The sequence below is a fragment of the Micromonospora fulviviridis genome, from assembly GCF_014648395.1.
GTDB lineage: Bacteria > Actinomycetota > Actinomycetes > Mycobacteriales > Micromonosporaceae > Micromonospora > Micromonospora fulviviridis.
The window spans coordinates 1-20873 of record NZ_BMRA01000017.1; the positions used below are offsets into that span (position 1 = coordinate 1).

The 20873-nt window shown below is 72.7% G+C and carries 19 protein-coding genes and 1 pseudogene; 12 read left to right on the forward strand and 8 right to left on the reverse strand.

The window, feature by feature from the left end:
- The 3 genes and pseudogenes from IEY96_RS30270 to IEY96_RS30280 form a co-directional block, all read right to left on the reverse strand.
- Positions 1-260 (reverse strand): annotated as a pseudogene (locus tag IEY96_RS30270) (hypothetical protein); the annotation flags it as partial.
- A 564-nt stretch (positions 261-824) separates the two neighbouring features.
- Positions 825-1508: a response regulator gene (locus IEY96_RS30275; RefSeq protein WP_091317550.1), complete on the reverse strand. Its 684-nt coding sequence runs from the start codon at positions 1506-1508 to the stop codon at positions 825-827.
- 23 nt (positions 1509-1531) lie between these two features.
- Entirely contained in the window at positions 1532-2824 is a 1293-nt protein-coding gene (locus IEY96_RS30280; protein ID WP_189198220.1) for a sensor histidine kinase, read from the reverse strand.
- A gap of 212 nt (positions 2825-3036) precedes the next feature.
- Here IEY96_RS30280 and phoU point away from each other — a divergent pair, with 212 nt between their 5' ends.
- Positions 3037-3690 carry a phosphate signaling complex protein PhoU gene (gene phoU, locus IEY96_RS30285; RefSeq protein ID WP_189198221.1) on the forward strand — a complete coding sequence of 218 codons (654 nt, stop codon included), beginning with the start codon at positions 3037-3039 and terminating at the stop codon, positions 3688-3690.
- A gap of 50 nt (positions 3691-3740) precedes the next feature.
- Here phoU and IEY96_RS30290 read toward each other — a convergent pair whose 3' ends face one another.
- On the reverse strand, positions 3741-4508 hold the full coding sequence (locus tag IEY96_RS30290) for a phosphoglyceromutase (protein WP_189198222.1): 768 nt from the start codon (positions 4506-4508) through the stop codon (positions 3741-3743).
- A 150-nt stretch (positions 4509-4658) separates the two neighbouring features.
- Between IEY96_RS30290 and IEY96_RS30295 the strand changes: the two genes are divergently transcribed.
- Together IEY96_RS30295 and IEY96_RS30300 are read left to right on the forward strand one after the other, a co-directional pair.
- Positions 4659-5981: an MDR family MFS transporter gene (locus tag IEY96_RS30295; protein WP_189198223.1), complete on the forward strand. Its 1323-nt coding sequence runs from the start codon at positions 4659-4661 to the stop codon at positions 5979-5981.
- 102 nt (positions 5982-6083) lie between these two features.
- Positions 6084-7340, forward strand: a complete 1257-nt coding sequence (locus tag IEY96_RS30300) for an MFS transporter (protein WP_189198224.1) — start codon at positions 6084-6086, stop codon at positions 7338-7340.
- Between the two features lie 397 nt (positions 7341-7737).
- Here IEY96_RS30300 and IEY96_RS30305 read toward each other — a convergent pair whose 3' ends face one another.
- From IEY96_RS30305 to mshA, 3 genes are all read right to left on the reverse strand, one after another.
- The gene (locus IEY96_RS30305; RefSeq protein ID WP_444543429.1) at positions 7738-8604 is read right to left on the reverse strand and encodes a hypothetical protein; all 867 of its coding nucleotides are present in this window, start codon (positions 8602-8604) and stop codon (positions 7738-7740) included.
- Positions 8605-8845: 241 nt separating this feature from the next.
- Positions 8846-9379 (reverse strand): type III secretion system chaperone family protein, encoded by a 534-nt coding sequence (locus tag IEY96_RS30310; protein WP_189198226.1) that lies wholly within the window; start codon positions 9377-9379, stop codon positions 8846-8848.
- 48 nt (positions 9380-9427) lie between these two features.
- Positions 9428-10789, reverse strand: coding sequence for a D-inositol-3-phosphate glycosyltransferase (mshA, locus tag IEY96_RS30315; RefSeq protein WP_189198227.1), 1362 nt, complete (start codon positions 10787-10789; stop codon positions 9428-9430).
- A gap of 171 nt (positions 10790-10960) precedes the next feature.
- On the opposite strand from mshA, the gene IEY96_RS30320 reads away from it, so the two are divergent.
- A complete protein-coding gene (locus IEY96_RS30320) occupies positions 10961-11725 on the forward strand; it encodes an SDR family NAD(P)-dependent oxidoreductase (RefSeq protein WP_189198228.1) in 765 nt (254 codons plus the stop codon).
- Positions 11725-12510 (forward strand): class I SAM-dependent methyltransferase, encoded by a 786-nt coding sequence (locus IEY96_RS30325; RefSeq protein WP_189198229.1) that lies wholly within the window; start codon positions 11725-11727, stop codon positions 12508-12510. The genes IEY96_RS30320 and IEY96_RS30325 overlap by 1 nt, the downstream gene beginning before the upstream one ends.
- A 106-nt stretch (positions 12511-12616) precedes the next feature.
- Here IEY96_RS30325 and IEY96_RS30330 read toward each other — a convergent pair whose 3' ends face one another.
- Positions 12617-13708 carry a UDP-N-acetylmuramate dehydrogenase gene (locus tag IEY96_RS30330; RefSeq protein ID WP_189198230.1) on the reverse strand — a complete coding sequence of 364 codons (1092 nt, stop codon included), beginning with the start codon at positions 13706-13708 and terminating at the stop codon, positions 12617-12619.
- A 70-nt stretch (positions 13709-13778) separates the two neighbouring features.
- On the opposite strand from IEY96_RS30330, the gene IEY96_RS30335 reads away from it, so the two are divergent.
- From IEY96_RS30335 to IEY96_RS30365, 7 genes are all read left to right on the forward strand, one after another.
- A complete protein-coding gene (locus IEY96_RS30335) occupies positions 13779-14534 on the forward strand; it encodes a maleylpyruvate isomerase family mycothiol-dependent enzyme (protein WP_189198231.1) in 756 nt (251 codons plus the stop codon).
- 197 nt (positions 14535-14731) lie between these two features.
- Positions 14732-16042, forward strand: a complete 1311-nt coding sequence (locus IEY96_RS30340; protein ID WP_189198232.1) for an ABC transporter substrate-binding protein — start codon at positions 14732-14734, stop codon at positions 16040-16042.
- A 69-nt stretch (positions 16043-16111) separates the two neighbouring features.
- Positions 16112-17098: a carbohydrate ABC transporter permease gene (locus tag IEY96_RS30345; RefSeq protein ID WP_189198233.1), complete on the forward strand. Its 987-nt coding sequence runs from the start codon at positions 16112-16114 to the stop codon at positions 17096-17098.
- A complete protein-coding gene (locus IEY96_RS30350; RefSeq protein WP_189198234.1) occupies positions 17098-17931 on the forward strand; it encodes a carbohydrate ABC transporter permease in 834 nt (277 codons plus the stop codon). The genes IEY96_RS30345 and IEY96_RS30350 overlap by 1 nt, the downstream gene beginning before the upstream one ends.
- Positions 17928-19295: a GH1 family beta-glucosidase gene (locus IEY96_RS30355; RefSeq protein ID WP_189198235.1), complete on the forward strand. Its 1368-nt coding sequence runs from the start codon at positions 17928-17930 to the stop codon at positions 19293-19295. Before IEY96_RS30350 ends, IEY96_RS30355 begins: the two co-directional genes overlap by 4 nt.
- A 19-nt stretch (positions 19296-19314) precedes the next feature.
- A complete protein-coding gene (locus IEY96_RS30360; protein ID WP_189198236.1) occupies positions 19315-20322 on the forward strand; it encodes a LacI family DNA-binding transcriptional regulator in 1008 nt (335 codons plus the stop codon).
- Between the two features lie 83 nt (positions 20323-20405).
- Positions 20406-20870 carry a RidA family protein gene (locus IEY96_RS30365; RefSeq protein ID WP_189198237.1) on the forward strand — a complete coding sequence of 155 codons (465 nt, stop codon included), beginning with the start codon at positions 20406-20408 and terminating at the stop codon, positions 20868-20870.
- The last annotated feature ends 3 nt before the right edge of the window (positions 20871-20873 follow it).

Below are 20873 nucleotides of genomic sequence, written 5' to 3' on the forward strand. Positions count from 1 at the left end.
CCCGCCTTCTTCGTCGCGGCGATGATCGCCTTGGCGTTGGCGGTCTGCTCGTCGTTCAGGTCGATCTTCGACTGCGCGCCCTGCACACCGTGCGGGATCAGCTTCGCGGTGTCCGGCTTGTCGGCCTGCACGGCCACCGCGACCGGCTTGGTGCTGTTCACCGGCTCAGCGGCGTGAGCGGCGACCGGACCGGCAAAGACGCCACCGGTGAAGGCCAGACCAGCAATACCCAGCACGCTCTTACGCAGCATCGTGTTCATGGGAAAGCTCCATTCGGGGGTTGGCGCACACACAAGCCGATGGGGGTCGGCCGGGTGTGGTGTGCGCAAGCACCGTCAGGCGCTCAAAAAAGGGGGGAAAGTCTCGGGGGGATCATCCGGTGCGCGGGGCAAGGGCCTCTTCGCGGCGCCGGGACCATGTACAACGACCGGCGGCCCACCATCATTCCGGGCCCGGCCACCCCGCCTCGCGGGGCGTCCTCCTCGGTCGTTCACCCGGATACAACGACGCCCACCCGCCCGCCATTCCGCCCCCACGGTGCCGCCGACCACCCGCGAAACGGACACCCCGCCCAGCGGCGGTCGGTGGGTGGAACCCCATGGGGTGCATCCGGACCCCGAAGACACTTATGACGTTCCACCCAGCGCCCGGGGACCACGCTCGGTGGAACGCCATGGAGGTATCCCGCACCCGGAGACGTCCATGGCGTTCCACCGACGCTCCCACGCTGACGGGAACCGGACATTCGGCCCAGACGGACGGGTGCAGGGCGCAGGCGAGGGTGGATCAACCAAGGCCGACGCCGAAGCCCGCCTCGGGGCCGGTCACGGCTCGAACTTGTAGCCCAGGCCGCGGACCGTGACGATGTAGCGCGGCGCGGACGGCTCCGGCTCGACCTTGGAGCGCAGCCGCTTCACGTGCACGTCCAGGGTCTTGGTGTCGCCCACGTAGTCGGCGCCCCAGACCCGGTCGATGAGCTGCCCGCGGGTGAGCACCCGGCCGGCGTTGCGGAGCAGCAGCTCCAGCAGCTCGAACTCCTTGAGCGGGAGCTGCACGCCGGCGCCGTCAACGGTCACCACGTGCCGTTCGATGTCCATCCGGACCGGCCCGGCGGCCAGCGTCGGCGCACCCGACTCGGCCGCCTCGGCGCTCTGCCGGCGCAGCACCGCCCGGATCCGGGCGACCAGCTCGCGCGGCGAGTACGGCTTGGTGACGTAGTCGTCGGCTCCGATCTCCAGGCCGACCACCTTGTCGATCTCACTGTCGCGGGCGGTGACCATGATGATCGGCACGTGGGACCGCTGCCGGAGCTGGCGGCAGACCTCGGTGCCCGACATTTCCGGCAACATCAGGTCGAGCAGCACGATGTCGGCGCCGGTCCGGTCGAACTCGGTGAGGGCGGAGGGACCCGTCGCGGCGACGGAGACCTCGAAGCCCTCCTTGCGGAGCATGTAGGACAGGGCGTCGGAGAACGATTCCTCGTCCTCCACCACCAGTACGCGGCTCAACGGGGTGTTTCCTTTCCTGTCGGTCAGACCTGCCGGAGCTCGGCCGGGCCGGCCTCGATCTCAGCGGAGGAGAGTGTCGCCTCCAGGTCGTCCGGGGGGCGGGCGGGCAGCCGGAGGGTGAACGTCGACCCCCCACCAAGAGTGCTCGACACATCCACCCGACCGCCATGGTTGCTGGCGATGTGTTTGACGATGGCCAGGCCCAGCCCGGTGCCCCCGGTGGCCCGGGAGCGGGCCTGGTCGGCCCGGTAGAACCGCTCGAAGATCCGGTCGACCTCGTTCGGGGCGATGCCGATGCCCTGGTCGGCGACGGCGATCTCGACGTGCTCGTCGGTGGCCCGGGCGGTCACCCGGACCGTGGTGTCCTCGGCCGAGTAGTTGATGGCGTTTTCCACCAGGTTGGCCACCGCGGTGGCGAGCTGGCTGTCGCTGCCGTACGCGGTGAGCCCGCGCTGCCCGTCGACGAGGACCTCCACGTGCCGGGCGGTGGCCGCGGTGCGGGTCCGGTCGATCACCTCGGCGATCACCCAGTCCAGCGAGACGGGCTCGGGGGCGGGCTGCGGCTCGGCGCCCTGGAGCCGGGTCAGCTCCAGCAGCTCCTGCACCAGCCGGCCGAGCCGGGTCGACTCGTGCTGGATCCGCTCGGCGAACCGCCGGGCGGCGACCAGGTCCTCGGAGAGCTCGGCCGGCCCGTCGCCGGCCGGCTCGGTGGCGTCGACCAGCGCCTCGGCGAGCAGCTGGAGGGCGCCGATCGGGGTCTTCAGCTCGTGGCTCACGTTGGCCACGAAGTCCCGCCGTACCCGGGCCAGCCGGTGCGACTCGGTGACGTCGGCCGCCTCGATCGAGATGTAGCCGGCGCCCAGCCCCATGGCGCGCAGGTGCACGCCGAGCGGGTTGTCCCCCGCGCTGTCGCGACCCCGCGGCAGGTCCAGCTCGATCTCGCGGCGCACGCCCGTGCGGCGGACCTGCCCGGCGAGGGTACGGATCAAGGGGTGCGCGGCGATGGAGCCGGGTGTCGCCCCGGTGCGGAGCAGGCCCATCGCCCGGGCGGCCGGGTTCACCAGCACCGGCATGTCGTCCGGGTCGAGCACCACCACGCCGGCGCGCAGCGAGTCGACCGTCTTGCGGCCGAGCCCGGAGAGCACGCCCTGCTGGTCGTCGGGAATCGCGGGCCTCCCTGGACTGCGGCGGGAGATCCTGCCTCCCGGCGACGCCGACCGGCGCCGCCACTGCTGGACGGGTCCGGACAGCAGCAGGCCGGCGACCAGCCCGGTCGCCAGCGCCACGGCCACCACGACCGCCACCGCCCATTCCACCCGGCGATCGTAGGGTCATTGTTCACCCGGCGATCGGTCAGAACGGGACGAATCACTCTCACTTCCGGGAATGTTCACTCGCGGGCCCCGCGTCGTTAACCCGCGTTCATCTCGACGCCGGTTCCCCCGGCCTACCGTGGGTCGCGCACCTGCTCACGCCGTACCCCGGCTCATCCGGTCGGGACGGTGACCACCGACCCCAGGAAGTGACGATGCGCGACGAGTTCCGGGCTGACCTGCAGATTGTCAGCCAGCTGCTGGTGGACATGGCCGAGGGGGTGCGGGCGGCCATGCGGCAGGCCACCAGGGGCCTGCTCACCGCGGACCGCGCCGCGTCGGAGACGGTGATCGCGCGGGACGCCGAGATCGACGAGCTGTACCGGCACGTGGAGGAGCGGGTCTGCGACCTGCTGGCCCGGCAGGCGCCCGTCGCCTCCGACCTGCGCGCCATGATCACCGCCCTGCATGTGGCCGCCGACCTGGAGCGGATGGGCGACCTGGCCGACCACGTCGCCAAGACGGCGCTGCGCCGGCACCCCTCGCCGGCGGTGCCGGCCGAGCTGCGCCCGGTCTTCACCGACATGGCCGCGATCGCCGACCGGATGGCCGAGAAGATCGCCTCGGTGCTCGCGAAGCCCGACGCCGACCTGGCCGCCGAGCTGGACCGCGACGACGACACCATGGACGACCTGCACAAGAGCCTGTTCGGCGTGCTGCTCGGCGACGACTGGCCGTACGGGGTGGAGACGGCGATCGACGCGACCCTGCTGGGCCGCTTCTACGAGCGCTTCGCCGACCACGCGGTGAACGCGGGCGAGCACGTGGTCTACCTGATCACCGGCGAGACCGCGCCCTCGGCCAGCTGAGCCGGACACGACGAAGGCCCCCGGTCACCCGGGGGCCTTCGTCGTCGGCGTCAGCGGCCCTGGTTGGCGACCGCGGCGGCGGCGTCCTTGGCGGCCTCGGGGTCGAGGTAGGTGCCGCCGAGGACCTGCGGGCGCAGGTCGGGGTCCAGGTCGTAGCGGAGCGGGATGCCGGTGGGGATGTTCAGCTTGGCGATCGCCTCGTCGGAGATCTGGTCGAGGTGCTTGACCAGGGCGCGCAGCGAGTTGCCGTGCGCCGCCACCAGCACCGTCCGGCCGGCCAGGATGTCCGGCACGATCGAGTCGTACCAGTAGGGCAGCATCCGCTCGACGACGTCCTTGAGGCACTCGGTGCGCGGCATCAGCTCGGTGGGCAGCAGCTTGTACCGGGCGTCGCCGACCTGCGACCACTCGTCCGCGTCGTCGATCGGCGGCGGCGGCGTGTCGTACGACCGGCGCCAGAGCATGAACTGGTCCTCGCCGTACTCGTCCAGGGTCTGCTTCTTGTTCTTGCCCTGGAGGGCGCCGTAGTGGCGCTCGTTGAGCCGCCACGACCGGCGCACCGCGATCCAGTGCCGGTCGGCGGCGTTCAGCGCCAGCTCGGCGGTGCGGATCGCTCGGCGCAGCACGCTCGTGTGCACCACGTCGGGCAGCAGGTTGTGCTCGCGGAGCAGCTCACCGCCGCGCCGCGCCTCGGTCTCGCCCTTGGCCGTCAGGTCGACGTCCACCCAGCCGGTGAAGAGGTTCTTGGCGTTCCAGTCGCTCTCACCGTGCCGGAGCAGGACCAGCGTCCCGACGGTGGGCCCCTCGCTCGCAGTCATGCGGATCATCCTGCCGTACCGGGTCGGCGGACACGCGGGGACGGGTCGTGACGACCACCACGTGGAAAAGCTGATGACCGGCATTCCGGGGCGGGACTAGGTTGTAAGGCGCTGGCGATAGGCCGGTCATTACCAAACGGGGGCGCGGGGATGCGGACGGTGCAGGGCTGGTTCCGGGACACCACAGGCGGGCTACCGAGGACCTTCTGGTACCTCTGGACCGGCACCCTGATCAACCGGCTCGGCTCGTTCGTCCTGGTCTTCCTGGCCATCTACCTCACCCAGGAGCGCGACTTCTCCGCCTCGCAGGCCGGCCTGGTCATCGGGCTCTGGGGCGTCGGCGGCGCGGTCGGAACCACGATCGGCGGCACCCTGACCGACCGGTGGGGACGCCGGCCCACCCTGTTCACCGCGCACCTCGGCGCGGCCACCATGATGGTCGCGCTCGGCCTGGCCCGGCCGCTCTGGGCGGTGGCGCTGGGCGCGCTGCTGCTCGGCACCTTCGCCGAGGCGGCCCGCCCGGCGTTCGGCGCCATGATGGTCGACGTGGTGCCGGAGAAGGACCGGTTGCGCGCCTTCTCGCTGAACTACTGGGCGATCAACCTGGGCTTCGCCTGCGCCGCGGTGCTGGCCGGCGTCGCCGCCCAGTCCGGCTACCTGCTGCTCTTCCTGGTCGACGCGACGACCACGCTGGTCACCGCACTGATCATCTTCACCCGGGTCGGGGAGACGCGGTCGGCGCACGCCGGACCGGTGAGCAAGGGCGCGGCCGCCCCCGCCGGCGCCCTGCGGACCATCCTCACCGACCGGGTCTTCCTGGGCTTCGTGGCGCTCAACCTGTTCGGCGCGGTGGTCTTCCTCCAGCACATCTCCATGCTGCCGATCGCCATGGGCGACTCCGGGCTGAGCCCGGCCACCTACGGTTCGGTGATCGCGCTCAACGGGGTGCTCATCGTGGTCGGCCAGCTCTTCGTGCCCAAGCTGATCAAGGGCCGGAGCCGGTCGCACGTGCTCTCGCTCGCCGCGCTGGTGATGGGCGTCGGGTTCGGGCTGACCGCGTTCGCCGACACCGCCTGGCTCTACGGCCTGACCGTGCTGATCTGGACGGTCGGCGAGATGCTCAACTCGCCGTCCAACGCCACCCTCATCGCCGAGCTCTCCCCCGCCGCCCTGCGCGGTCGCTACCAGGGGGCCTTCTCGCTCTCCTGGCAGCTCGCCGGGGCGACCGCGCCGGTCCTCGGCGGCCTGGTCCGGGAGCACGCCGGCAACACGGCGCTCTGGCTCGGCTGCGCCGTGATCGGCGCCGTGATGGCGGTGGCCCACCTGGTCTCCGGCCCGGCCCGGGAGCGGCGCGCGGCCCGGCTCCGCACCGCGGGCACCCCGGTCACGCCGGTCACCGTGGTCCGGACCCCGGTGCCGGAGGCGGCCGAGGCCGCGGCCACCGCACCCGCCGAGCCGGTCCGCGCCTCCTGAGGTACGCCCGGACGGTGGTCATCGCCGGGGCCGGGCCGGCGCCGGCGGGGCGGGCGGCTACGGTCTGAGGCGGGACGGTTAACAAACCTTCATGGAGGACGGGTGCGCGGCCTGCGGCGCTGGTGGGACGACACGGCCGGCGGACTCCCCGCCACCTTCTGGTACCTCTGGTCCGGCCTGCTGATCAACCGGGCCGGCGCCTTCGCCATGCTCTTCCTGTCGCTCTACCTGACCGCCGCGCGGGGCGCCTCGGCGTCGCTGGCCGGCCTGGTGGTCGGGGCGTACGGGGCCGGCGGCGCGGCCGGCACGCTGCTCGGCGGGGTGCTGGCCGACCGGTGGGGCCGCCGGTCCACCCTGCTCGCCGCCCACCTGGGCGCGGCCGGGCTGATGGTGGGGCTGGCGTTCAGCCGGCACCTGGCGGTGATCGCCGTGCTGGCCGCGCTGGTCGGGACGGTGCACTCGATGCCCAGCCCGGCGTTCGTCGCCGCCATCGTGGACGTGGTGCCCGAGGCCCGCCGCTCCCGCGCGTTCAACCTCCAGTTCTGGGCGTTCAACCTGGGCATGGCGGTGGCCTCGCTGCTGGCCGGGGTGCTCGCCGAGGCGAGCTTCCTGGCGCTGTTCCTGGTCGACGCCGCGGCGACGCTGGCGGCGGCCGTGGTCATCGCATTGAAGGTCCCGGAGACGCTGACCCGCCGCCCGGCGGTCACCCCGCAGGCGGCGGTGGGCCGGCGGCCCGGCCTGCACACCGCGCTGACCGACCGCACCTTCCTGGCCTTCGTGGGGCTGACCTTCCTGCTGGCCGTGCTCACCATGCAGACCTCGACGATCATGCCGCTGGCGATGCGGGCCGACGGCCTGCGCCCCTCGGCGTACGGGCTGGTGGTGGCGCTCGGCGGCGCGCTCATCGTGGTCGGGCAGCTCTTCGTGCCCCGGCTCATCGAGCCCTACCGGAAGTCGGTCGTGCTGGCGGTCTCCACCGGGCTCATGGCGCTCGGCTTCGGGGCGCTGACGGTCGCCGACGGCCTGCCGCTCTACCTGGGCGCCGCGGTGGTGTGGACGGTCGGGCAGATGCTCGCCGCGCCACCGAACGCGCAGATCAACGCGGACCTCGCCCCGCCCGAGCTACGCGCCCGCTACCAGTCGGTGTTCTACCTGACCTTCCCGGCGGCGTCCTTCGTGGCGCCGGCGCTGGGCGGGCTCAGCCTCCAGCATCTCGGCGAACGGCACTGGCTCGTGGTGGGCGCCCTGGGCCTGGTCGCGGCGGCCGGTCACCTGCTGGCCGGGCCGCCGCGGGAACGCCGGGTCGCCGCGCTGCGGGCGGCGGCGGAGCGTGCGGAGACGGTGTCGGTGGGGCGCTGAACGTCGGTGGGGCGCTGAACGTCCCCGGAACGGCGTCGAGCGCCCACCACGACCCCCGTCGTGATGGGCGCTCGCACCGTACGCCCGGCGGCGGCGGGCGACCCTCACCCCCGTAAGCGTCGCCCGCTCGCGCCGCCGGTTCCACGGGTGGCACCGTCCCCCAACGGTGTGCTCCACCCGATCCCTCGCGCCTCGCTTGCGCGGATCTGATCGATCCGCCGCTCCCCCGAACGTTTCCAAGCGTGGCGCGGTGCAATAAAGTTAGTTCGCCCGGATTCCGGAATCAACCCAGATTGCTGTCTTGCCCGTCACAGCACCCGTGTCGGAAATCCGGCTGTCCCTGCTCCGGTCTCTTCGTTGGCCAACAGCGAGTTCCCGTCGACCATTCCCGTAAACCTCAGGCGTCCTCGCGATTCGGGTTCTCGGTCCGGAAGAAGTTGCTCTGCCGGCCGTCCCGCATCTGCTCCTGGTAGATCAGGTTCAGCCCGCGCGAGTCGAATGTCCGGAACCAGTCGTCCCAGCCCACCTCGCGGATCCGGCTGCTCTCCCGGTATCCGGGGATGTTGAACGTCAGCACCCCGGGACGGTCGCCCCGCTCCGTTCCGGCGATGGTGGCCGGCTTCGCGTTGCGGGCCCGGGCCCAACGCTGGATGACCTCGTGGTTGGTCGTCACCAGGCTCCGCCCGGGACGCTCCGGACGATCGTCCAGCGACATGATCTGCTGGGACGAACCCACCGACCGGGAGGCCGACCGGCCGCCCCGGACCGACGTGGCCGTCACCGCCGTACCCCCGCCTCGGGCCGGCCCCGCGCCGCCCACGGCCTTCTTCGCCGGCGCGGCCTTGGCGCGAGCGCCCGCCGTCTTCTTCGCCGGCGCGGCCTTGGCGCGAGCGCCCGCCGCCTTCTTCGCCGGCGCCGCCTTGGCCCGGGCACCCGCCGCCTTCTTCGCCGGCGCCGCCTTGGCGCGAGCGCCCGCCGCCTTCCTGGCCGGCGCCGCCTTGGCCCGAGCGCCCGCCACCTTCCTGGCCGGCGCCGCCTTGGCCCGGGCGCCCGTGGCCTTCGCCGCCGGGGCGGCCTTGGCCCGGGACGGCGCGGTCTTGCGTGCCGCCGTCGTCTTCTTCGCCGCGGTGGTCTTCTTCGCCGCGGTCGTCCGCTTCGTGGCGGACGCCCGGCCGGCCGGGCCCGTGCTCTTCCGGGCCGCGCCGCCGCGGCCCTCCGAGCGCAGCGACCGGACCAGCGTCTTCACCAGGTCCGGCTTGCGCATGGCGGAGGTACCGGAGATACCCCGCCGGCGCAGCTGACCCCGGATGTCGTCGACCTTCATCCGGGAGATCTCGGATTCGGAGATCCCCGGGGTGTTCGCCGTCTGGTTGCCCGGCTGGCGTTTGGTCGCAGTCGTGCCGCGACTTGAGCTGTTGCGCTGAGCCATGGGACACGCTCCTCGACAGTCCGTCCTCGGCCCGCGGTGGGTCCCAGTTGCCGCACCGCGCGGTGCGGCATACCCCTCAGGACGGGTCCGAACCTCCGGCGGCCGAGCCGGCCGGGGTCGAGGGCTCGAAGAGGTGGGCGAACGCGGCCAGGTTGGCCGTCGACTCGCCCCGCTTGACCCGCCACTCCCACTCCCGGCGGATGGCGGTGCCGAAGCCGATCTCCAGCATGCTGTCGAACGACTCGTCGGCGTAGGTCAGCACGGACCCGAGCAGGCGGTCCAGCTCGTCGGAGTCCACCCCGGCCAGGTTGACCCGCCCGGTCAGGTAGACGTCGCCGACGGCGTCGATGGAGAAGGACACGCCGTACATCCGGGCGTTGCGCTGGAGCAGCCAGGCCCACAGCTCCTCGCGGCGCTCGTCGGGCTGGCGCATCACGAACGCCTCGACCCGCAGCGCGTGCTCGCCGACGATCAGGTTGCAGATCGTCTTGAGCTTGTGCGTGCCCGGCAGGGTGACCGCGTACGACGTCTCGCCGGTGGACTCCCACTCCAGCTCGCGCTCCGCGCAGACGGCCTCGATCAGCGCGGCGACCTCACTCCTGCGGCTCATCGCACCCACTTTACGGCCGCCCACCGGCGGCCGCCGGGCCACGTGCGCTCACCAGGAACAGGTGAGTGCGGGGTCACCGAGCCGGCGGGCCAGCCGGGCGCGGTGGTCGGCGATCGCCTCGCCGTAGACGGCGAGCAGGCCGGAGGCGGTGCGGTGCCAGGAGAAGGCGCGGGCGTGCCGCTCGGCGCCCCGGCCCAGGGCGGCCCGGCGCAGCCGCTCGGGAAGCAGGTGGGCCAGCGCACGGGCCCAGTCGACCGGGTCGTGGCCGTCGATGAGCACCCCGCTGATCCCGTCCCGGACCGCGGTGACCAGCCCGCCCACGGCGGCGGCCAGCACCGGCGTGCCGCACGCCTGGGCCTCCAGCGCGACCAGGCCGAACGACTCGTTGTACGAGGGCACCGCGACCAGGTCGGCCGCGCGGTAGAGGGCGGGCAGGTCGTCGCCGGTCTGCGGCGGGAGGAACCGGACCCGGTCGGCGACGCCGAGCGAGCCGGCCAGCTCGATGAGGGCGGTGGGGCGGTCCAGCCCGCTGCCGCTCGGGCCGCCGCAGATCACCACGGTCACCTCGTCGGCCAGCGCGGGCTCCCGCTCGCGCAGCGCGGCGACCGCCCGGATCAGCACGTCCGGAGCCTTGAGCGGCTGGATCCGGCCCACGAAGGCCACCACGTAGCCGCTGGTCGGCAGGCCGAGGCGGCGACGGGCCGCCAGGACCGCCGCGTCCCGGTCGCCGGGGGCCGGGCGGAACCGGTCCAGGTCCACGCCGGGCTCCACCACGGCCACCCGGGCGGGCTCGGCGGCGTACCGGTCGATGAGGTCGCGGGCCTCGACCCGGGTGTTGGCGACCAGCCGGTCGGACTCGGCGACCACCTGTTCCTCGCCGATGACGCGCGCCTTGGGCTCGGGCCGGTCCCCGGCGGCGAGCTGGGCGTTCTTGACCTTCGCCAGGGTGTGCGCGGTGTGCACCAGCGGCACGCCCCAGCGCTCCTTGGCCAGCCAGCCCACCTGGCCGGAGAGCCAGTAGTGCGAGTGGATCAGGTCGTAGTGGCCCGGCGGGCGGGCGGCCTCGGCGCGGAGCACCCCGGCGGTGAAGGCGCAGAGCTGGCCGGGCAGCTCCTCCTTGGTCAGCCCCTCCAGGGGACCGGCGGTGACGTGCCGGACGCTCACCCCGGGCGCCGTCTCGACCACCGGGGGCAGGTCGCCGGAGGTGGCCCGGGTGAAGATCTCCACCTCGACGTCGGCCTCGGCGAGCCGCCGGGCGACCTCCAGGATGTAGACGTTCATGCCGCCGGCGTCGCCCGTGCCGGGCTGGTGCAGCGGCGAGGTGTGGACGGAGAGGGTGGCGATCCGGCGCGGCCGGGGCCACGGCAGGGCACCTCGCTGACGACCGACACCGGTGTGCAAATCCGCCACGTCCGCTCCCTCTGTCACGGTTGATGCCGTCCCGCACGACCGGCGCTTCTCGGTCAACCTCCGCGCCGGATGTCATCTTCCCCATCGGGCTTCGGAAATGCGTCGCGGCGGGCCCCGGGCGTGACGGACCTCATCACCGCGCGGAGCGGGACGGCGGGTGAGAATGACCGGATGACCTCAGTCGCGATCGTCACCGGGGCGTCCAGCGGGATCGGCGCCGCCACCGCCCGCCGCCTGGCCGCCGAGGGTTTCCACGTGCTCGCCGCCGCGCGGCGTACCGACCGGCTGGCCGGCCTGGTCGCGGAGATCGAGGCGGCCGGCGGCGCGGCCACCGCGGTGGAGTGCGACGTGACCTCGGACGAGTCGGTCGCCGGCCTGGCCGCCGCGGCCGCCGCCGCGCCCGACCCGGTCACCCTGCTCGTGAACAACGCCGGCGGGGCGCGCGGCCTGGACCCCGTGGAGTCCGCCGACGTGGGCGACTGGCAGTGGATGTACGACGTCAACGTGCTCGGCACGCTCCGGGTCACCAAGGCGCTGCTGCCCGCGCTGGAGTCCTCCGGCGCCGGCACCGTCGTGATCGTCGGCTCCACCGCCGGGCACGTCGTCTACGAGGGCGGCGGCGGCTACACGGCGGCCAAGCACGCGCAGACCGCGATCGCCGGCACGCTCCGGCTGGAGCTGTGCGGCCGGCCGGTGCGGGTGATCGAGATCGACCCGGGCATGGTGAAGACCGAGGAGTTCGGCCTGGTCCGGTTCGGTGGCGACGCCGACCGGGCCGCCGCGGTCTACGCCGGGGTGGCCGAGCCGCTGGTCGCCGAGGACGTGGCCGACTGCGTCGCCTGGTGCGCCACCCGCCCGCACCACGTCAACATCGACCAGCTCGTGGTCCGCCCGCTGGCCCAGGCCGCCCAGCACAAGGTGCACCGGGTCTCCTGATGGCCCGGCCGCTCGGGGTGGTCACCCGGGGCACGACGAATCCGAACCGGCTCCGGCGGGTGGACAACTGGATCGCCGCGACCTGCGGAGACGCCCTGCGCGCCGCCGCCGACCCGCTCGTGGTTGACCTGGGCTACGGCGCCACCCCGGTCACCGCTGTCGAGCTGCGGGCCCGGCTGGCCGCCGCGGTCCGCGCCGACGTCCGGGTGGTCGGGCTGGAGATCGATCCGGTACGCGTGGCCGCCGCCCAGCCGGCCGCCGACCCGCCCGGGCTCACCTTCGCCCGGGGCGGCTTCGAGCTGGCCGGGCTGCGCCCGGCCCTGGTTCGTGCGTTCAACGTGCTACGCCAGTACGACGAGGGCGAGGTGGCCGACGCCTGGCGTACGGTCACCGGGCGGCTCGCGCCGGGCGGGCTGCTGGTCGAGGGGACCTGCGACGAGCTGGGGCGGCTCGGCGCCTGGGTGCTGCTCGACGCCACCGGCCCGCGCACGCTGACCCTGGCCGCGAAGCTCACCACCCTGGCCAGCCCGGCCCAGCTCGCCGAGCGGCTGCCCAAGGCGCTCATCCACCGCAACGTCCCCGGGGAGCCGGTCCGCGACCTGATCCAGGCCCTGGAGGGCGCCTGGCAGTCCACCGCCGGCTACGCCCCCTTCGGCCCGCGCGACCGCTGGACGAGGACGGTCGCCGCCGTGAAGGCGGCAGGCTGGCCCGTCCTGGACCGCCCGAACCGCTGGCGCCTGGGCGAACTGACCCTCCCCTGGCCCACCATCGCCCCCACCACCTGACCACAACCACCCTTCCCACCTCGTTGATCATGAGGTTGGCAGCAGCCTCATGTCCGCTTCGCCACGGCTAACTTCATGATCGACGAGGGGCAGGTGGGACGCGGGGTCAGATGGTGCAGTTGATCAGGACGGGTTCGGGGTGGAGGGGGACGCCGAAGCGGGCCTTGACGCCGTCGCGGATCTCGCGGGCTAGGGCGACCAGGGCGGCCGTGCTTGCGGTGCCGGTGCGGTTGGTGAGGGCCAGGGTGTGCTTGGTGGAGATGGCCACGCCCTCGGGGCCGGCGTACCCCTTGCCGAAGCCGGCCTTGTCGATCAGCCAGGCGGCGCTCACCTTGACCGTGTCGCCCGGGCAGGGCCAGGACGGCGGTTCGCCCAGGTCGGCGGCGCGCTCCCGGAACTGCTCGTACGCCTCCCGCTCCAGCACCGGGTTGGTGAAGAACGAGCCCACCGACCAGGTGTCCGGGTCCTGCGCGTCGAGCACCATGCCCTTGCCGGCGCGCAGCCGTCGCACGGTGGCCCGGGCGTCGGCCAGCGGCACCCGGTCGCCCACCTCGACGCCGAGCGCGCGGGCCAGTTCGGCGTAGCGCACCGGGCCGGAGAGCGGGGAGCGGGTGAGCCGGAAGTCGACCGAGAGCACCACCCAGCGGTCGCTGTACTTGAAGATGCTGCCCCGGTAGGCGAACCCGCAGTCCGCCGCCGGGATCCGGACCACGGTGCGGTGGGTCCGGTCGTACGCCTCCACGGCGACGATCGTCTCGGACACCTCCTGGCCGTACGCCCCGACGTTCTGGATCGGGGTGGCGCCGGCCGAGCCGGGGATGCCGGAGAGGCACTCCAGCCCCGACCAGCCGCGCTCGACGGTGGCGGCGACCAGGTCGTCCCAGGGCTCGCCGGCCTCGACCCGTACGGTGACCGTGTCGGCGTCCTCGGCGACCACCCGGAACCCTCGGGAGCGGATCAGCACGACGGTGCCGGGGAAGCCTTGGTCGCCGATCACCACGTTGCTGCCGCCGGCCAGCAGGAGGACAGCCTGCTCCCGGGCCTCCGCCTCCCGCACCTGCCGGACGATCTCGTCGGCGCTGGTGGCGATCTCCAGCCGCCCGGCGGGACCGCCGAGGCGCAGCGTGGTGTAGCGCGCCAGGGTGGCGTGGTCCGTCGGGTCGGCTCCGGTCGTCGGTTCGGCGTAGACGTCTGACACGCCTTTCACCCTAGGCTGAGGGGTAGCCGCGGCACCCACTGGTGGCCCGGTCACCCCCGGGAGGATGGCGATGAGCAGACTGCACGGCACGAAGGACTTCTGGATCGGCGCGTTGCGGACGGAGGGTCCCGCCTTCGCCGCCGCCGTCGCGGAGGCGCCCCCGGAGACCCCGGTGCTGTCCTGTCCCGGCTGGACGGTCTCCGACCTCGCCCACCACCTCGCCCGGGTCTACGTGTGGGCCCGCACCGTGGTGACCGCCGGCACGGCGAGCCGCCCGGAGCGGCACGACCCGGAGCCGCCGGCCGGCCTGACCCCGGCCCAGTGGTACGGCCAGCAGTACGAGCGGCTGCTGGCGCTCTTCGACACGTTGGACCCGGAGGCCCCGGCCTGGAACTTCGCCCCGCAGCCGAAGAAGGCGGCCTTCTGGCCGCGCCGGATGGCGCACGAGACCGCCGTGCACCGCTGGGACGCCCAGCTCGCCATCGGCGCGGGTGAGCCGATCGAGGCCAAGCTCGCGGCCGACGGGGTGAGCGAGGTGCTGGACACCTGGCTGCCGGCGGGCCGGCGGATCCAACCCGGCCAGTGGCACGGGGTGGTCCAGCTGACCGCCACCGACGCCGCCCAGGAGTGGTACCTGCGGCTGCGCGGGGAGGGGATGGCCCTCCTGGACACCGCGACGATCCTCGACCACGACGACCACCACGCCCGCGCCCAGGTCGCCGGCACCGCCAGCGACCTGCTGCTGGCGGTGATGGGCCGGATCAGCTTCGAGGCCCTCGGGGTGGCCGGCGACCGCCGCCTGCTGGACGGGCTGCGGGTGGGCTGACCCACCGCGGGGCCCTCCGGGACATCGGGCGGAGAGTGGCGTTTCCCATCGGAGCGCCACTCTCCGCCTTTTTCCGGACGCCCTGAGAGCGCTCTCTTGACAGGGTCGGGGGCAACCACCACCCTGTCGTGAGAGCGCTCTCTGAGTACCGGAACCATCCGCCACCACCCGATACACCTAGAGGGGTCAGATAAGAGATGGTCACCTTCACGCGTCGCCGCCTGGCCGCGGTGGCCCTGGTCGCCACCACCGCGCTGCTGGGCGCCACCGCCTGCGGGGGCGGTGACGACGAGGCCGCCGCCGATGGCCCGGTCACGCTCACCGTCGACGTCTTCGGCCAGTTCGGCTACGACGAGCTCTACAAGGAGTACATGGCCAGCCACCCCAACGTGAAGATCGTTGAGCGGGGCACCGGCAGCAACCTGGACGAGTACTCGCCGAAGCTCACCCAGTGGCTCGCCGCGGGCAAGGGCGCGGGCGACATCGTCGCCATCGAGGAGGGGCTGCTGGTCGAGTACAAGGCCAACCCGCAGAACTTCGTCAACCTGCTCGACCACGGCGCCGCCGACCTGAAGGGCAACTTCCTGGACTGGAAGTGGAACCAGGGGCTCACCGCCGACGGCAAGCAGCTCATCGGCCTCGGCACCGACGTCGGCGGCATGGCCATGTGCTACCGCAAGGACCTGTTCGCCAAGGCCGGCCTGCCCACCGAGCGGGAGGCGGTCTCGAAGCTCTGGCCCACCTGGCCGGACTACATCAAGGTCGGCGAGCAGTTCAAGGCGAGGAACACCGGCGCCTCGTTCCTCGACGCGGCGACCAACACGTTCAACACCATCCTGCTCCAGACCGCCGGCAACACGACCGGCTACAGCTACTACGACACCGGAAACAACCTGGTCGTCGACAGCAACCCGGCGGTCAAGCAGGCGTACGACACCACCATGGACATCATCGACTCCGGCCTGTCCGGCAAGTACGGGTCGTGGTCGGAGGAGTGGGTCTCCGCGTTCAAGCAGTCGAAGTTCGCCACCATCGCCTGCCCGGCCTGGATGACCGGGGTCATCGAGGGCAACGCCGGTCCGGGCGCCAAGGGCAAGTGGGACATCGCGCAGGTCCCCGGCAACGGCGGCAACTGGGGCGGCTCCTTCCTCGCCGTGCCGAAGCAGGGCCGGCACCAGGCCGAGGCGATCGAGCTGGCGAAGTTCCTGACCAGCGCCAAGGGCCAGATCGGCGCATTCAAGGCGAAGGGCCCGCTGCCCTCCTCCCCGCAGGCGCTGTCGGACCCGGCGATCGTCGACTCGACGAACGCGTACTTCTCGGCGGCCCCGGTCGGCAAGATCTTCGCCGAGGGCGCCAAGAGCCTGAAGCCGGTCTACATGGGCCCGAAGAACCAGGCCGTCCGCACCGAGGTGGAGAACGCCGTCCGCACCGTGGAGCTGGGCAAGCGCAGCCCGGAGCAGGGCTGGACCGACGCGGTCGAGAACGCCAAGAAGGCCGCTGCCAAGTAACCCGAGCCAGGCGTGCGGGCGGTCCCCGGTGACGGGTGCCGCCCGCACGGCGGAAAGGAGTCCCGGGCCATGGCAGTCCAGCTCGACGCCCGTCCGCCGGTCGCACCGGCGCCCCGCACCACCCGCCCCTCCCGGGGGGTCCGGCTCAGCCGGTTCGACACGAAGTACTCGCCCTACCTGTACGTCGCCCCGTTCTTCCTGCTCTTCGGGGTCTTCGGGATCTACCCGCTGGTCTACACCTTCTGGGTCTCGCTGCACGACTGGGACCTGCTCGGCGCCGAGCACCCGTTCGTCGGGTTCGACAACTACAGCCAGCTGCTGGCCGACCCCGACTTCTGGCATTCGGTGGTCAACACCCTCGGCATCTTCGTCATCTCCACGGTCCCGCAACTGCTGCTGGCGCTCTGGCTGGCCAACCTGCTCAACCGGCGGCTCCGGGCCCGGACCACCTGGCGGATGGCGGTGCTCATCCCGAACGTCACCTCGACCGCCGCCGTGGCGATCGTCTTCGCGGTGCTCTTCGGGCGCGAGTTCGGCATGATCAACTGGCTGCTCGACCACGTCGGCGTCGACGCGATCGACTGGAAGGCCAACCGGCTCGCCTCCTGGGTGGCCATCTCCACGATGGTCGACTGGCGGTGGACCGGATACAACGCGCTGATCTTCCTGGCCGCCATGCAGGCCATCCCACGCGACCTCTACGAGTCCGCCTCGATCGACGGTGCGAGCCGATCGCGGCAGTTCTGGTCGATCACCGTGCCGCTGCTCAAGCCGACGATCATCTTCGCGGTCATCATCTCCACCATCGGCGGCCTCCAGCTCTTCACCGAGCCCCGGCTGTTCAACTCCGGCACCAACGCGATCCGCGGCGGACCGCTGCGCGAGTCGCAGACGGTGACCATGTACATGTTCGAGAACGCCTTCGCGCCGCACTACAACTTCGGCTACGGCTCGGCGATCGCCTGGCTGCTCTTCGCGCTCATCGCGGTGGTCGCGGCCATCAACGTCCTGCTCCTCCGCCGGCTCGGCGGCGGCGCGCGCAAGGAGGACTCCTGATGACCCGCCTCTGGACGCCCGGCCGGCTCACCTACCTGGCGCTGGGCGTCACGGCCCTGATGTCGATCTTCCCGATCTACTGGATGTTCGTGGTGGCCAGCCGGACCAGCGACGCCATGGGCCAGGTCCCGCCCCCGCTCACCCCGGGCGGCAACCTCGGCGCCAACATCGCCCGGCTGTTCGACAACACCGACGCGTACTTCCTCACCGGCCTGATCAACTCGGCGATCGTGGCCGGCACGGTCACCGTCTCCGTGGTCTTCTTCTCCACCCTGGCCGGGTTCGCCTTCGCCAAGCTGCGCTTCCGCGGGCGCAACGCGCTGCTGCTGGTCATCGTGGCCACCATGATGGTGCCCACCCAGCTCGGCGTGATCCCGCTGTACATGCTGATGACCAAGCTGAACTGGAACGACCGGCTGCCGGCGGTCATCGTGCCGGCCCTGGTCACCGGCTTCGGCGTGTTCATGATGCGCCAGTACGCCGGCCAGGCGGTGAGCACCGAACTGATCGAGGCCGCCCGGATGGACGGCTGCAACACCGCGCGGATCTACTGGAACGTGGTGCTGCCCGCGCTGCGCCCGGCCGCCGCCGTGCTCGGCCTGCTCACCTTCATGACCACCTGGAACGACTTCCTCTGGCCGTACGCGGTGCTCAACGATCCGGAGAACCCGACCGTGCAACTGTCCCTGCGGGCTCTGTCCGACGGCTACTACCAGGACATGTCGCAGGTGTTCACGGGGACGGCCATCGCCACCCTGCCCCTGCTGCTGGTGTTCGTCGTGTTCGGCCGCCAGATCATCGGCGGGATCATGGAAGGCGCGGTGAAGGCATGACCGAGCTGCGCTTTCCGGAGGGCTTCGTCTGGGGGGCGGCCACCGCCGCGTACCAGATCGAGGGCGCGGTCTCCGAGGACGGGCGCGGCCCGTCCATCTGGGACACCTTCAGCCGTACGCCCGGCGCGGTGTTCCAGGGGCACACCGGCGACGTGGCCTGCGACCACTACCACCGGTACGCCGAGGACGTGGCGCTGATGGCGGACCTGGGGCTGCGGGCGTACCGCTTCTCGGTGGCCTGGCCCCGGATCCGGCCCGACGGCACCGGCCCGGTCAACCCGCGCGGCCTCGACTTCTACGACCGGCTCGTGGACGCGCTGCTGGATCGGGACATCGACCCGATCGTCACGCTCTACCACTGGGACCTGCCGCAGGCGCTGGAGGACCGGGGCGGCTGGACCGCGCGGGAGACCGCCGAGCACTTCGCCGACTACGCCCTCGCCGTGCACCAGCGCCTCGGCGACCGGGTCCGCACCTGGACCACGCTCAACGAGCCGTGGTGCTCGGCGTACCTGGGCTACGGCAACGGGGTGCACGCGCCGGGCCGGCGGGACGCGGGGGCGGCCTTCCGGGCCGTACACCATCTGCTGCTCGGCCACGGCCTCGCGGCCCGGGCGCTGCGCGCGGCCGGCGCGGAGGTCGTCGGGCTCACCCTCAACCTGGCCGACGTGCAGCCGGCGGACGCCGGCAGCGCGGCCGACGCCGCCGCGGTGCGGCTGGTCGACGGCCTCCAGAACCGGATCTTCCTGGACCCGCTGACCGGCGCCGGCTACCCGGACGACGTGCTGGCCCACATCGGCCGGATCGTCGAGCCGGACTTCCTCCGGGACGGGGACGAGAAGGTGATCGCCGCGCCGCTCGACCTGCTCGGGCTCAACTACTACGCGCCCACCTACGTGGCCGGCCGGGCGGGCGGCGCCGGGAGCAGCGCGTACCCGGGCACCGAGGGCGGCGTCGAGTTCCTGCCGCCGGTCGGGCCACTCACCGACATGGGCTGGATGATCGAGCCGGCCGGCCTCACCCGGCTGCTGGAACGGGTGGCCGCCGACTACCCGGGACTACCGTTGATCATCACGGAGAACGGCGGGGCCTTCCCGGACCGGGACACCGAGGGATCCGGCTGGGTGGCGGACACCGACCGGGTCGCCTACCTCGACGGGCACCTGCGCGCGGTGCACGAGGCCATCGCCCGCGGCGTCGACCTGCGCGGTTATCTCGTATGGTCGTTGCTGGACAACTTCGAATGGGCCGAGGGCTACCGGAAGCGGTTCGGGATCGTCCACGTCGACTACCTGACCCAGCGGCGCACACCGAAGGAAAGTGCCCGTTGGTACCAGGAGGTGATCTCCCGGAACGGGCTGTGACGAGGTGGTGGTGACGGGGATGACGACGGCACAGCGACCGACCCTGGAGGCGGTGGCCAGACGGGCAGGCGTGTCCCGGGCCACCGTCTCCCGGGTGGTGAACGGCTCCACCACGGTGGCCGAGTCGATCCAGCAGGCGGTGCGCCGGGCGGTAGAGGAACTGGGGTACGTCCCGAACCTCGCCGCCCGCAGCCTGGTCACCCAGCGCACCGACTCGGTCGCGCTGGTCATGCCCGAGGCGGCCACCCGGGTCTTCTCCGACGACCAGGTCTTCCCGGGGATCATCCGCGGCGCGGCCCAGGAGCTGGAGGCGGCGGACAAGCAGCTCGTGCTGATGCTGGCCGGCTCGCCGGCCGGGCACGAACGGGTGGAGCGGTACACCACCGGGCGGCACGTCGACGGGGTGCTCTTCGCCTCGCTGCACGGCGAGGACCCGCTCCCCGGGCGGCTGGCCCGGCTCGGCATCCCGGTGGTGTGCAGCGGCCGCCCGCTGGACGGCGCCGAGGTGCCCTACGTCGACGTGGACCACGTCGGCGGGGTGGCCGAGGCGGTCCGCCACCTGATCGGAACCGGTCGGCGGCGGATCGCCACCATCGCCGGGCCGCAGGACATGGTCGCCGGCATCGAACGGCTGATCGGCTACCGGGAGACGGTCGCCGCGGCCGGCCTGCCGGAGCTGGTGGCGTACGGCGACTTCACCCGGGAGTCGGGCACGGCGGCCATGCGGCAACTGCTCGCCGCCGACCCGGAGCTGGACGCGGTCTTCGCGGCGTCCGACCTCATGGCGCACGCCGCGCTGCGCACCCTGCGGGAGGCCGGCCGGCGGGTGCCGGACGACGTCGCGGTGATCGGGTTCGACGACATCGAGACGGCGGCGTACACCGAGCCGCCGCTGACCACCGTGAAGCAGCCGATAGTGGAGCTGGGGCGGGCCATGACCCGACAACTGCTCCGGATCGCCGCCGGCGAGCAGGTCGAGCAGGCGCTCGTGCTCCCCACCGAGCTGGTGGTCCGCGAGTCGGCGTGACGAGGGCCGGGACGAGGCGCGCGGAGAGCGGAGCCGCTGGTATTCCGTCGCGGGCCGGGAGCGACCGGCGCTAGGGTCGCGCGATGACCGGCACCTCGCACCTGATCCGCGCGCCCCGGCTCTCCGACGTCGCGGAGTACGCGTACGCGGCCGAGGTCGTGCCGCCCGCGCGGCTGATCTTCACGGCCGGGGCGTGCCCGCTGGACGCCGAGGGGCGGACCGTCGCGCCCGGCGACCCCGCCGCCCAGGCCCGGCAGGTGATGGCCAACCTGGAGACGGCCCTGGCCGCCGCCGGCGCCGGGCTCGCCGACGTCGTCAAGACCACGGTCTACGTGGCCAGCGGTGACCGCACCGACCTGGTGTCCGTCTGGCAGGTCGTCCGGGACGCGTTCGGCGACCACGATCCGCCCAGCACGCTGCTCGGAGTGGCCGTGCTCGGCTACCCGGATCAGCTCGTGGAGGTCGAGGCGGTCGCCGCCGTCCGGGCCGAACCCGCCCCCGATCCCGGCCGCGATAATCCCGTCGCCGGTGGCGGGCGACCGCTCTAGGGT